The 12,991-nt window shown below is 69.1% G+C and carries 12 protein-coding genes; 9 read left to right on the top strand and 3 right to left on the bottom strand.

Annotated features, from left to right (window positions below; all coding sequences use genetic code 11):
• The 4 genes from ABD285_RS02030 to ABD285_RS02015 all read left to right on the top strand — a co-directional run.
• On the top strand, positions 1-1,055 hold a 1,055-nt coding region (locus ABD285_RS02030; protein ID WP_344199871.1), incomplete at its 5' end, for a glycoside hydrolase family 1 protein.
• Positions 1,055-3,556, top strand: a complete 2,502-nt coding sequence (locus ABD285_RS02025) for a glycoside hydrolase family 2 protein (RefSeq protein ID WP_344199868.1) — start codon at positions 1,055-1,057, stop codon at positions 3,554-3,556. The genes ABD285_RS02030 and ABD285_RS02025, both read left to right, overlap by 1 nt.
• A gap of 86 nt (positions 3,557-3,642) precedes the next feature.
• Positions 3,643-3,918, top strand: coding sequence for a type II toxin-antitoxin system TacA family antitoxin (locus ABD285_RS02020; protein WP_284253623.1), 276 nt, complete (start codon positions 3,643-3,645; stop codon positions 3,916-3,918).
• A gap of 89 nt (positions 3,919-4,007) precedes the next feature.
• The gene (locus tag ABD285_RS02015) at positions 4,008-4,430 is read left to right on the top strand and encodes a GNAT family N-acetyltransferase (protein ID WP_284253622.1); all 423 of its coding nucleotides are present in this window, start codon (positions 4,008-4,010) and stop codon (positions 4,428-4,430) included.
• Here ABD285_RS02015 and ABD285_RS02010 read toward each other — a convergent pair.
• Positions 4,414-5,013, bottom strand: coding sequence for a CGNR zinc finger domain-containing protein (locus ABD285_RS02010; RefSeq protein WP_284253621.1), 600 nt, complete (start codon positions 5,011-5,013; stop codon positions 4,414-4,416). The two genes, ABD285_RS02015 and ABD285_RS02010, sit on opposite strands and share 17 nt — an antisense overlap.
• Positions 5,014-5,124: 111 nt before the next feature.
• On the opposite strand from ABD285_RS02010, the gene ABD285_RS02005 reads away from it, so the two are divergent.
• The 3 genes from ABD285_RS02005 to ABD285_RS01995 all read left to right on the top strand — a co-directional run bounded on the left by ABD285_RS02005 (position 5,125) and on the right by ABD285_RS01995 (position 7,998).
• Positions 5,125-5,973 (top strand): NAD(P)H-binding protein, encoded by an 849-nt coding sequence (locus ABD285_RS02005; RefSeq protein ID WP_284253620.1) that lies wholly within the window; start codon positions 5,125-5,127, stop codon positions 5,971-5,973.
• A gap of 135 nt (positions 5,974-6,108) precedes the next feature.
• Positions 6,109-7,002 (top strand): NAD(P)-dependent oxidoreductase, encoded by an 894-nt coding sequence (locus ABD285_RS02000; RefSeq protein WP_284253619.1) that lies wholly within the window; start codon positions 6,109-6,111, stop codon positions 7,000-7,002.
• Between the two features lie 3 nt (positions 7,003-7,005).
• Positions 7,006-7,998 (top strand): D-2-hydroxyacid dehydrogenase, encoded by a 993-nt coding sequence (locus ABD285_RS01995; protein ID WP_284253618.1) that lies wholly within the window; start codon positions 7,006-7,008, stop codon positions 7,996-7,998.
• A 16-nt stretch (positions 7,999-8,014) separates the two neighbouring features.
• Here ABD285_RS01995 and ABD285_RS01990 read toward each other — a convergent pair whose 3' ends face one another.
• Both ABD285_RS01990 and ABD285_RS01985 read right to left on the bottom strand, forming a co-directional pair.
• Positions 8,015-8,674 (bottom strand): GntR family transcriptional regulator, encoded by a 660-nt coding sequence (locus ABD285_RS01990; RefSeq protein ID WP_284253617.1) that lies wholly within the window; start codon positions 8,672-8,674, stop codon positions 8,015-8,017.
• 109 nt (positions 8,675-8,783) lie between these two features.
• Positions 8,784-9,518 (bottom strand): fumarylacetoacetate hydrolase family protein, encoded by a 735-nt coding sequence (locus ABD285_RS01985; protein WP_284253616.1) that lies wholly within the window; start codon positions 9,516-9,518, stop codon positions 8,784-8,786.
• Positions 9,519-9,676: 158 nt separating this feature from the next.
• Between ABD285_RS01985 and ABD285_RS01980 the strand changes: the two genes are divergently transcribed.
• Both ABD285_RS01980 and ABD285_RS01975 read left to right on the top strand, forming a co-directional pair.
• Entirely contained in the window at positions 9,677-12,169 is a 2,493-nt protein-coding gene (locus ABD285_RS01980) for a glycoside hydrolase family 2 protein (RefSeq protein ID WP_284253614.1), read from the top strand.
• Positions 12,170-12,245: 76 nt separating this feature from the next.
• Positions 12,246-12,764 carry a GNAT family N-acetyltransferase gene (locus tag ABD285_RS01975; RefSeq protein ID WP_284253613.1) on the top strand — a complete coding sequence of 173 codons (519 nt, stop codon included), beginning with the start codon at positions 12,246-12,248 and terminating at the stop codon, positions 12,762-12,764.
• Positions 12,765-12,991: the final 227 nt, after the last annotated feature.

Genomic DNA, 12,991 nt, shown 5'->3' with positions numbered 1-12,991 from the left:
CCCTGCACGAGGCGGACATCACGCCGTGGGCGACGCTGTACCACTGGGACCTGCCCCAGGCGCTCGAGGACGCCGACGGATGGATGAACCGCAGCACGGCGGATCGGTTCGCCGACTACGCGGGCATCGTCGTGGATGCGCTGGGCGACGTCATCGGCGACTGGATCACGCTGAACGAGCCCTGGTGCTCCTCGTTCCTGGGATACGCCAGCGGCCAGCACGCGCCGGGTCGTCACGAAGGCGCATCGGCGGCGAGGGCCGCGCACCACCTGCTCCTCGGTCACGGTCGGGCGATCGAGGCGATCCGTAGCGCGAGCTCCGAGGCGCGGGTCGGCATCACGCTCAACCTGTACTCCGTGGTCCCGGCCGGCGACTCCGGCGCCGACCACGACGCGGCGCGGCGGATCGATGGACTGTCGAACCGGTTCTTCCTCGATCCAGTGCTCCGCGGCGCGTACCCGGGGGACGTGCTCGATGACCTGGGCCAGCGCGAGTGGTTCGACGAAAACGCGGGCGCTGCCGATCTGGTCGAGATCTCGCGGCCGATCGACTTCCTGGGCGTGAACTACTACAGCCGGCACACGACCGCGACCGGTGCGCCGCCGCCTGGTCCCAGCGCGAATCCCGGAAGCGAGTTCGTCAGGATGGTCGACACAGGAGCAGCCACGACGCAGATGGGCTGGGAGATCCATCCCGATGGTCTCATCGACGTACTGCGGATGGCGGCGGAGCGCGCACCGGGACTTCCGCTGTACGTGACGGAGAACGGCTCGGCATGGCCCGACACGATCGCCCCCGACGGCACCGTCGACGACCCGGAGCGCACCGCGTACCTGGAGGCGCACCTCGCGGCCTCGCGCGACGCGATCGCAGAGGGCCTTCCGCTGCGTGGCTACTTCGTCTGGTCCCTCCTGGACAACTTCGAATGGGCGTATGGCTACAGCCGTCGGTTCGGCGTCGTGTACGTCGACTACCCGACGCAGCGACGCATCCCCAAGACCAGCGCACGATGGCTCGCCGCCCTCCTCGGCGGAGAGCTCGCGAGAGGAGCATGATGACCACCGGACCGCTCGTCCGCCGCCCCCTTCACGACGGCTGGACCGTCGAGCCGATCGAGGGGCCCGTGCCCACCGCGGTGCGCGCGGCGGGATCCGTCCCCGCAGCGGTCCCGGGGGTCGTCCACCTCGATCTCATCGCGGCGGCACTCATCGACGACCCCTACCGCGGTCTCGCGGAGAAGGCCCAGGAGTGGATCGGCAGCACCTCGTGGCGCTATCGCACGACCTTCATCTGGTGGCCCGACGATGCCGCGCGCACCGACCTCGTGCTGGAGGGACTGGACACCGTCGCCGAGGTGCTCCTGAACGGCCGGTCGATCCTGTCGTCGCAGAACCAGCACCGCGGCTACCGCGTGCCGGTGCGCGAGCTGCTGGTCGCGGGCGACAACGAGCTCGAGATCCGCTTCGCCGCTCCGGTCCCCGAGGCCGACCGCCGCAGTCTCGAGCTGGGCTACCGACCGCACGTGAACCATCACCCGTTCAACGCCCTGCGGAAGATGGCCTGCAGCTTCGGCTGGGACTGGGGGCCCGACACCGCGACATCGGGCATCTGGCGTCCCATCGGCCTCGAGAGCTGGTCCCGGGCGCGCATCGCCGGACTCGTGCTGTCGCCGGTCGTCGAGGGCTCCGACGGTGTGCTGAACGTGCGGGCGGATGTCGAGTGCGCCGGCGACGCGCAGCTGCGGCTCCGGGTGCGCGCGGGAGAGGCGAGCGAGGAGATCGAGATCACGAGCGACGGCGGTGAGCTCACGGTCCGGATCTCGGATGTCGCGCTCTGGTGGCCCCGCGGATACGGCGAGCAGCCGCTCACGGCTGTTGATGTCGAACTCCTCGACGGCGACGACGTTCTCGACGCCGCACACCGCACCATCGGATTCCGAACGGTCGAGCTGGACACGACGCCGGACGACGCCGGAACCCCCTTCCGCATCGTCGTCAACGGCCGGCCAATCGCCGTGAAGGGCGTCAACTGGATCCCGGACGATGCGTTCCCGTCGCGGATTGAGCGCCACCGGCTGGCGACACGCCTGGACCAGGCCGTGGACGCGAACGTCAACCTGCTCCGGGTCTGGGGTGGCGGTCTCTTCGAGAGCGACGACTTCTACGACCTGGCCGACGAGCGCGGCTTGCTGATCTGGCAGGACTTCCTCCTCGCATGCGCCGCATACTCGGAGGAGGAGCCGCTGCGATCGGAGATCGAGGCGGAGGCGCGGGAGAACGTCGCACGCATCGGCTCGCACCCCGCCCTCGTGGTCCTGAACGGCAACAACGAGAACCTCTGGGGCCATGAGGCCTGGGGTTGGAAGCCGCGACTGGAGGGCCGCAGCTGGGGTGCCTTCTACTACCACGAGCTGTTCCCGGCGATCGCCAACGAGCTCGCGCCGCACGTGGGCTACACCCCCGGGAGCCCGTTCTCGCCGGACGACGAGCACCACCCCAACGACCCCGAGCACGGCACGATGCACATCTGGGACCTCTGGAACCAGAAGGACTATCCGCACTACCGCGACTACCGGCCGCGATTCGTATCGGAGTTCGGATGGCAGGGGCCGCCGACGTGGTCGACTCTCGAGTCCTGGATTCCCGACCACCCGCTCACACCCGAGTCGCCCGGAATGCTCGTGCACCAGAAAGCCGAGAACGGCAACGTCAAACTGACCGACGGCCTCGTGCCGCATCTGCCGCTCCCGAACGACATGCGGGACTGGCATTGGGCGATGTCGCTGAACCAGGCGATGGCGATCCGCACCGCAGTGGAGTGGTTCCGCTCCCTGCAGCCCCACTGCATGGGCACGATCCTCTGGCAGCTCAACGACTGCTGGCCCGTCGTCTCGTGGGCGGCGATTGACGGTCTCGGACGGCGGAAGCCGCTGTGGTATGCCCTGCGCGAGGCCTATCGCCCGCGGCTGCTGACGATCCAACCCGACGGCGACGGCTTCACTGTCGCGGCCGTCAACGACCTGGCCGAGGACTGGTCCGCGACGCTCGTGGTGACCCGACGCGCCGTCAACGGAACCGAGCTCGCCACGTCGTCGCAGGAGGTGACGGCGCAGGGATGGGGCGCCGAGCACGTCGCGATCACGCCCGCCATCGCGGCGCCGGGGGACGCGCGCGGCGAGCTGATCGTGGCGACGCTCGGCGACGAGCGCGCGCTGTGGTTCTTCGCCGAGCCGCGCGACTCCGCACTCGATCCCGGGGCAGTGGACGCGGTCGCGGAGCGAATCGACGGCGGATGCCGGCTGCGGATCACGGCTCGCGGTCTGGTCCGCGACCTCGCGATCCTGGCCGACATCGTCGATCCGGAGGCGGTCGCGGATCGGTCGCTCATCGACCTTCTCCCTGGCGAGTCCGTCGTGGTCGACATCCGCACGAGCTGGGACGGGGATCCGAGCAGGTTCGCGGAGGCCGACGTCGTCCGGTCGCTCAACGACCTGCTTGGATCCGCGACCGTGGCGGGCGCCGGGCGGGATCGCGTCCGCACGGTGAGCACGTCCTAAATCTGCGCCTGGGTCCGCCAAGATCCCCTGCTGCGAGAGGGGCGGCCGCAGGCCGTTGTACGGAAGATTGCCGTACACTGGCTTCCATGCCTGCGGCGCTGAAGAACGAACGCATCGAGCTCCGTCTCACGGGGGAGCAGAAGCGCACCATCGAGCAGGCGGCAACGATCTCGGGTCGGTCGGTGACGGACTTCTCGGTTCCGCTTCTGGTGGACGAGGCCGCCGAGGTGATCCGTCAGGACCGCGAACTCCACATGTCCGCCGATGCATGGGACGCCTTCAACGAGATCCTCGACCGACCGGCCGCCTCCCTTGCGGGTCTCGCCGATCTGCTCCGCCGCCCCTCTGTTTTCAACGATTGACCTCGTTCAGCCGGCCTCGGGCGATCACGCCGCGGGATGACGTCACGGGGTTCCGCTGCGGCGAGCAGTCCCTGGACAGCTGGCTCAGTATGCGCGCCATCAGGAACGAAGTCGCGAACGCATCCCGCACGTTCGTCTCGATCGAGCGTGAGACCGACGTCGTCGCCGGGTACTACTGCCTGAGCTCATCGTCGATCGCTCGCGAACACTCGGGCCGACTTCTGGGCGGTCATGGCACCCCGAACCCGATCCCGGTCATCCTGATCGGCCGGCTCGCGGTGGACGAGCGATTCACGGGACAAGGCCTCGGCGCGTCTCTCCTGCAGGACGCCGTCATCAAGGGGATCGAGGCATCGCGCACCGTGGGCTCCCGCGCCTTCCTCGTCCACGCCCTCAACGACGGCGCCGTCGCCTTCTACCGCAAGTTCGGATTCGCCGAAGTCCCGGACTCGCCTCGGGTCATGTACCTGCTGACGAAGGATGCCGAGAAGACCATCACCGATCTGGCGTGAGGGAACCGGCGTCGCCTTCGCTCTCCATGGCGCGCTGGCGCGCGCGGAAGGTGCGGAGGTGCTCGCGGTTGCCGCAGGTGGCGAGGTCGTCCCACACGCGGCTGTTGTTCTTGGACCGGTCGAAGAAGACGATGCGGCAGCTCGGGTTGCGGCATGCCTTGAGCCGGCGCCAGGTTCCCTGCTGCTGTGCGTCGTAGACGTCGCGGAGCAGGGTTGCCGTGAGACGGGCCGCCGCCCCTCCTTCGCCGTCCAGCTGCACGCTGCCGTTCGCGTCGAGGGAGATGGAGAGCTTCGCGCTCGGAGCGGACGTCGTGACGTCGGCCTCGCCGTCGAGTGAGGTCAGGAGGGCGCTGCGCAGGCGCTTCAACGGTGCCAGGTCGTCGGAGCCCAGCTTCACCTCGGCGGGATCGGCTCCGCGCGCGCGCACGGCCTCGTCCAACCACGACTGCGCAGGCCCGAGGTCGTCCAGGAGGTCGGTCAGCGCGGGGTGACCCACCGGGGCGGTGCTCAGGAAGTCGTGCACGAACGCGAGCTGTCCGGGCGCCGCGTCGGTGCCATAGCGGGCGGTCGCGCTCCACGTCATGCTGCGATGGTAGCGCGCGAAAGAGGCAAAAGCCGGATGGGTGTGTCTCCGCGTGAAATTGGTGTTACGGTTTTGACCGTTTCCACCCCACCAACACTTCGAGGCGTCCCGATGATCGTCATCACTGGAGCGACCGGCCACGTCGGCACGCCGCTCACCCTGCAGCTGCTGGATGCCGGCGAGCAGGTGCGCGTCACCACCCGCGACGCCGACAACGCCGCCGCGTTCGCCGGGCGCGCCGAGGTCGCCGTCGTCGACTTCGCCGACCCGGCCACCCTCGAGGCGGCCTTCGCGGGCGCCGACCGCGCCTACATCGCCGCGGGCGTCTCTGAGACGCAGGCGCAGGACGAGATCGCCCTGATCGACGCCGCCACCAAGGCGGGCGTCGGCTACATCGTGAAGCTGTCGGTGATCGGCGCGGGCGGCGACTACCCGGTCGTGGTGCAGCAGCTGAACACCGCCATCGAGGCGCACCTGCAGGAGAGCGACGTGGCGTGGACGATCGTGCGCCCCGCCACCTACTTCGGCTCCATCATCGACCTGCCGGCCGGGTTCATCGAGGCCGGCGCGTGGGGCGGCGTGACCGACCCGGGCACGGCCGCGTTCATCGACACCGACGACGTCGCTGCGTTCTCCGCACGTCTGCTGATCGACGGACCGACCTCGCACGCCGGCAAGATCTACACGATCACCGGCCCCCAGTCGCTCTCGCTCGAGCAGGTCGCGGCCGCGCTCAGCGCCCAGCGCGGAACCCAGATCACCTTCACCCAGCGCACCGAGGCCGAGCAGACCCAGTTGCTCGCCGGCGCCGGAGTGCCCGAGGCGTTCATCGGCATCCTGCTGGGCATCGACAAGATGACCCGCGACGACATCATGGCCGAGGTCTCACCGACGTTCTCCGAGATCGTGGGCCGTGCGCCTCGGCCGCTCTCGGCCTGGCTGGCCTTCACCGTCGAGTAGACGTGCCGCCGTGCTCGCGGCCGCCCGTGGCTTCCCTTTGCCCAACACCTCCGCTAACGTCACTTTGTCTGACAAGTATTCGTTGAGTGCCGAGCCTCCCGGGAGGCGTTTTCGGTTCGACTGAGGGTGGCGAGGATGGCGACGGTCGCATTTATCGGGCTGGGGATCATGGGACGCCCGATGGCCGTCAATCTCGTGAAGGCGGGATTCGACGTGCGCGGATTCAGCCGCACCGGCCGAAGCCGTGATGCGGCCGCCGCGCAGGGCGTGCCGATCGTCGGCTCGCTGGATGCGGCCGTGGCGGACGCCGACGTCGTCATCACCATGCTGCCCGACACTCCCGATGTCGAGGCGGTCGCCCTCGGTGACGGCGGAGCCCTGGCCGGCATGCGGCGGGGCGCGCTCTACATCGACATGAGCACGATCGATCCCGAAGGTGCGCTGCGCGTCCACGATGCCGCGGCGAGGGCCGGCATCGGATGCCTGGACGCTCCGGTGAGCGGCGGAGAGGTCGCCTCGATCGAGGGCACCCTGTCGATCATGGCGGGCGGCACTCGTGAGGACTTCGATGCCGCACGCGAGCTGTTCTACGCGATCGGGGCCAGCGCGATCCTCGTCGGAGGTGCGGGTTCCGGGCAGGTCGTGAAGGCCGCGAATCAACTCATGGTGGCCGGCCATCTGCAGATGCTGGCCGAGGCGATCGTGTTGCTCAAAGCGCACGACGTGGATGAGCGGGGCGCGCTCGCGGTGCTGGGTGCAGGCCTCGCCGGGAGCACCGTTCTCGCGCGCAAGCAGAACGCGATCCTCGAGCAGGACTATCGGCCCGGCTTCCGGGTGGAGCTGCACAACAAGGATCTCGCCATCGTGCAGAACGCCGCGAGGCGCAAAGGGGTGGCCCTGCCGGCGACGGCGTTGGTGTCGCAGTTCATGCAGGCGCTCGTCGCCCAGGGTTACGGCGCACTCGACCACTCGGCTCTGTATCTGCTGGCGGACGAGCTGAACACCCGCCGCGCCGAGGCGATGGTCTGACCCGTGCCGGCCATCCATCACGTGCTCGCGACGGTCGACTACTCACCGGCCCATCGCGAGCACCTGCGGCGACTGTTCGCGCCTGCCGACGTCGAGTTCGTCTCGGCGTCGGATGTCGCCGCCATCGATCGGGCGCTGGAGAGGTCCGATGTCGCCGTGCTCGCCGGCGACGTGAGCGATCAGATCGCCCGGGCGCCGGGGCTGCGGTGGATCCACTGCGACCATGCCGGTCTGAACGCCAGCGCTCGGCCGGAGATCATCGGGCGGCGCGACCTCGTGGTCACCGCCTCGGCGGGACGAGCCGCGCCGGCCTTGGCGCAGCACGCCATCTTCTTCGCCCTCGCTCTCACCTATGACGCGCCCGGTCTGGTGGAGATGAAGAGCCGTCGACTGTGGCGCGGACTGCCGGGCTATGAGGATCGCCGGGGCCTCATGGGCAAGACCATGACGGTCGTCGGCCTCGGGCACACCGGACGAGAGGTCGTGCGACTCGCGGGCGCTCTGGGCATGCGGGTGATCGGCTACGGCCGCGGTGCGGCACAGGGCCAGGTCGCCGGACTCGACGAGTACGTGGATGCCGCGGCCGGCGGCCGCCTCGACGAGGTGCTCGGCCGCAGCGATGTCGTGGTGCTCTGCGTGCGGTTGACCGACGAGACCTATCACCTGATCGGCGAGCAGCAGCTCGAGGCGATGAGGTCGACCTCCTATCTCATCAACCTGGCGCGGGGGTCGGTCGTCGACGAGCACGCGCTGGTCGCCGCCCTCCGCGCAGGCACGATCGCCGGAGCCGGCCTCGATGTCTTCGAGCGCGAGCCGTTGCCCGCGGATGCGGAGATCTGGGACGCGCCGAACACGATCATCACACCGCACGTCACCGCCGAGATGCCGGATCTGGTGGCGCGCTCGCTGGCGATCATCGAGCGGAACGTCGACCGGTACCGCGCCGGCGAGCCACTGGAGAACGCGATGGCGGCGGGCGACCTCTACACGCACTGAACGGGCAGCGCGAGGATCAGCGCAGCCCCGCGCCGTCCGCCCGCGCGGCGACCAGGCGATCGGCCGCCGTCTGAAGATGGTCGGTGATGCGGTGGACGGCGAGCTCCACGTCGCCCGTCCGGATCGCCTCGAGCAGGTTGCTGTGCTCCTGCCAGTTGAGGGTCGGGTCGAAGATCGACTGCTCGTGCGCGACGCACAGGTGGGCCTCGCCGACGATGGTCTCGTACATCCGGTTCAGCCGTTCGCTGCCGACGGCGTGCACCAGCGCCTCGTGGAAGCCGATATCGAACCCGACCGCCTGCGCCGTCGCGTCCGGTCCCTCCGCCATCCGAAGCGAGTCGAGCGCGGCGCTCGCCTCCGGGGTCACCAGGCGGCGGCCCGCCAGGTTCGCGACGACCTCCCGCTCGAAGAAGATGCGGCTGCGGTAGAGATCCTCGATGTCGGCCACCGACAGGATCGGCACCAGGGCGGACTTGTTCGCGGTGCGTCGGAGGATGCCGGTCTGCACCACGCGCTCGATGGCGGCCTTGGCCGTCGGACGCGCGACCCCGTAGAGGCTCGCGACCTCCTGTTCGGTGAGCCGGGAGCCGGCAGGGAACTCACCGGTCAGCACTCGTGTGCGCACGGCGTCGGCCAGGGCATCCACGATGCTCGGCGTCTTCAGCTCAATGGTCACGTCACTCCCTCAGCTTCGTCGGAGAAGCTTGCCGCCCCGTATTGCTAGCACACTAGATATACACACGTAATGTGGCGTGCGCGCGATGGGGGAGCGGTGGGATGCGATCTCAGCCGGCGAGGTTGGCGAGCGTTCCGATTCCCTCGATCTCGATGGCGACCTCTTCGCCGGCGTGGACGGCGTGCATCGTGCCGGGGCACCCCGTCATGATGACGTCTCCGGGCCCGAGTTCCATGTACCGGGTGACGTAGGTCAGCAGCTCGGGCACACTGCGGGCGAGGTCGGCCGTCGACCCCGTCGCGACCTCCGCTCCTGCCACCCGCAGACGGATGGACAGGGCGCTCGGATCGAGGTCGGTCTCGATCCACGGCCCGACCGGGCTGTAGTTCTCGCCGTTCTTCGTCTGGGTCCAGAAGCTGTCGAGGGGGCTCTGGTCTGCGGCGCTCACGTCGTTCACGACCGTGTATCCCAGGACGGCGTCGAGGGCGTCGCGCTCCTGGAGTCGACGGGCGCGGCGCCGGATGACGACGCCCAGCTCGCCCTCGACGACGACCCGGCCCAGCGACTCGTCGATGGGCACCACGTCGCCAGGGCCGGCGAGGGTGCGCGCCGACTTGTGGAAAGCCTGCGGCGGGAGCGCTCGATCGGCGCGCGAGCCGTTGTGCGCCATGCCGAGGATGACGGTGGGCACGCTCGGAGCGAGGAGCCGGGCGGTGTCGGCGTCGATAGTCTGACCGGTCGGGGTCGGTTCGACGGCGAACGGGTCGTCGATCACCGCCCACAGGCCGTCCTGCCACATGACGGGCACGGCGCCCTCGCCTGTCTGAACCCGGGCGATGCGCATGGTCTGCCTCCTGGCGACTCTCGACAAATTTCTGTCTTATCAGATTACTTGTCAGACTATTGTCGATTCGACGGCCCAGCAGGGCCACCGGCGCGCGACGATGCGGAGAACCAGTGAAACACGACACCCCCGCCCTGTCTCTCGATGGCGAGTGGCGAGTGACCCGATGGGATCAGGCTCCGGCCGACGACGGCCCCGAGCCCGCGAACGCCGACTGGCTGCCGGCCGTGGTGCCGGGCGTCATCCAGTACGACCTGGTGCGCGCGGGTCGACTCGAGAACCCCTTCGGCGGCACCGAGGCGGCACGCGAGGCGGCGTGGGTCGCGGAGTCGGACTGGGTCTACGCGACCGACTTCGATGCTCCCGACCTCGAGTCGGCGCCCCGCTGGGGCCTGCACTTCGACGGCATCGACACCTTCGCCGAGGTGTGGCTCAACGGGCAGCTCCTCGGCCGGACCGGCAACGCGTACCGCAACTACGACTTCGAGCTCGAATCGAGTCGACTGACGCCGACCGGCAACCGGCTCGTCGTGCGCCTGCGGAACCACGCGTCCGGCGTCGCCGACAAGATCCCCGAGGCGCGCGAGCGGCTGCGCGTCACCGACGGCATCGAGGGCCGGACGGGCAAAGCGCTGATCCGCCGCTATCAGCGGAGCTTCTTCACGGGCAGCAGCCTGCTGAACGTGGGCACCAGCGTGCTGGGAATCGGCATCCATCGCCCGGTCAGTCTCGTGCCGCTGCCCGCCGCGACGATCACCGATCTCTTCGTCAAGACCGTCGATGTCGCCGACGGCACCGCGACGCTCGACGCGCGCGTGGCGATCACGCGCACGGCCCCGGGCACGGCGGTTCGCGCCCGGGTGAGGTTGATGTCGCCCGATGATCCCGACACCGTCGTGGCCGATGCCGTCGCCGAGGTGCCCGCAGGCGACGGACCGACGGACGTGCATCTGCGCCTCGAGGTACCGGATGCGAAGCTGTGGTGGCCGCGCGGGTACGGCGAGGCCGTGCTGCACGAGGCTCGTGCGACCATCGAATCGGGTGACGTCGTCGTCGACGCCGTCCGCCAGCCGGTCGGCATCAAGACCGTCGAGCTGCGTGAGGAGCTGCCCTCCGGTCGGGCCACCTTCGAGTTCGTCGTCAACGGGGTGCCGGTGCACGTGCGCGGTACCAACTACATCCCGGTCGACTACCTGAAGGTGCACGGCGACGAGGGGGCCTATCGCCGGGTGTTCGAGCTGCTCGTGAACGGCAACAACAACCTGCTGCGGATGTGGGGCGGCGGAGCCGTCGAGTCCGACAGCTTCTACGACGAGTGCGACCGGCTCGGGATCATGATCTGGCAGGACTTCTACCTGCACAGCAATGTGTACCCCGACTACGACCCCGAGTTCGTCGCGGAGTTCGCGGCGGAGAGCCGGGAGATGGTCCACCAGCTCCGCCGTCACGCCGGCCTCGTGCTGTTGTGCGGCGGCAACGAGCAGCGCGAGGGCTGGGACGAGTGGGGCTGGCGCGACACGATGGACCGCTTCTACGGCGAGAAGCTGATCACCGAGACGATCCCGGCCATCGTCGCCGAGCTCGACTCCGGCATCCCCTATATCGACAACTCGCCGCACGGTGGATCGACGTCGCAGTCGCCTCTGGCGGGCGAGGGTCACATCTGGGGCAGCTTCTTCAACTCCACCAAGGACCCGCTGTTCGTGACCGAGACGTGCTGGGGCCAGGAGAGCTATTCGCGGCCGGAGACGCTCGCCGAGGTCATGGGTCTCGACGTCGACGAGTTCGCGGGGCTCGGCTGGGCCGAGCGGTGGCAGGCCCGCACCCATCTCGGTCTCTTCATCAGGATGCCGTTCACCGACTACCACAGCGAGGGCGGCCTGCGGGAGTACCTCGCCGCCCTCGAGGTCGAGCAGGGAATGGCCGACTACTTCGCCCTCTCGAACTTCCGTTTGAGGAGCAGCTCGAACCGCGGCATCGTCTACTGGTCGTTCAACAAGGGCGGCCCCCTCTTCCAGTTCGGTGCCGTCGACTACCGGCTGCGCCCGCTCATGAGCCACTACGTGGTCGCGCGGCTGTATGCCCAGACCGTCGTCGGTGCGTACCGAGACAACGACACCGTGCGCGTGATCGTCTCCAACCGATCGCGGCGGGCGGTGGCCGGCGAACTCGAGATCGTGCACGTGCGCACCGACGGAACAGTGATCAAGCGCTGGCACCAGTCGGTCGAGGTCGCCGAGGACACGAACGCCGAGGTGCTGTCGCTGGACGGCTATTACCGCGAGGTGATCGATCGGAGCACCGAGGTGATCCTCGCGCGCCTCAGCATCGACGGCGAGCCCGTCTCGGAGGATCTGCTGCTGCTGTGCCCTCTGGCAGAACTCCGCACGCCGCGATCGGAGGTCGCCGTCGAGGTTGCCCGAGCCGGTGCGGGGATATGGGATCTGACGCTGTCGGTCGCGGGGGTGTCGAAGCTCACGCAGATCGACGGCGCCGACGATCTCGTCATGAGCGACAACTTCCTGCCCCTCGTCGCGGGATATCCGAGAACGGTCCGGGTCACGGCGACCGACTCGTCCGGGGCGGCGGCGAGGACGCTGCGCGTGCACTCCCTCGACGGCCGGGAGGTCACCGAAGTCGTCCTCGATTGAGCGCAGGACAGGGGCACACTAGGTGGGGCGTGCCGACGTGACGTTGCACGGCCACATCGATAGTGAGGCGAAGGCGATGGAGCGACGTCGAGACGCGGGCCCGGCCGGGTCGGTGCTGATCCGTCGCGCCGATGCTGGCGACGTGCCGGCGATCGCGCGGTTCCAGCGGACGGCATGGCAGGAGGCTTATGCGGGGATCCTCTCGGCCTCCTATCTGAGCTCGCTGTCGGTGCCCGCCATCGAGCTCGAGTGGGAGGCCTACCTCGAGAGCGGCTCCCGTTCGATCGCGATGGCGCACGACGCCGAGGGCCGGCTGCTGGGGGTCGCGAGCTGGGGCCCCGCCGACGTTCCCGCCGAGCGGCTGCCCCCACTCGAGCTCAAGTCGATCTACGTCGACGCCGCCCATTTCGGGAGAGGGGTCGGGGGCGCCCTGCTGAAGAACGCGCTCGGCGATCGACCGGCGCAGTTGTGGATGTTCGAGGGCAATGAGCGCGCTGCCGCCTTCTACCGGCGGCATGGCTTCTCACCCGACGACGGCCGGCTGCACGATGCCGCCGCGGACGCCTGGGAAGTGCGCCTCGTCCGCTGGGGCTGACGCCCGCGAGGGGTGTGCCGGGCCCGCTCTGCGGACCGCTTCGAACCGCGCCTGCGGCTTCATGGAGCCCGTATCCGACCGCCCGCTGAATCGCTCGACCAGAATACTTGACAGACAGTCTTGCCGAAAGTTATGGTCCCTACCGGCGGGTCGTCTGCGCGCAGGCGCGACATGACGAGCCCGAGCTCAGAAGGCGCGGATCGCCCCAGATCCGCGTAGGCCCCAAC

It is taken from the genome of Pseudolysinimonas kribbensis (assembly GCF_039531715.1).
GTDB classification, from domain to species: domain Bacteria; phylum Actinomycetota; class Actinomycetes; order Actinomycetales; family Microbacteriaceae; genus Pseudolysinimonas; species Pseudolysinimonas kribbensis.
Note: the sequence above shows the minus strand (reverse complement) of the source record. Positions and strands in the feature narration are given on the sequence as shown.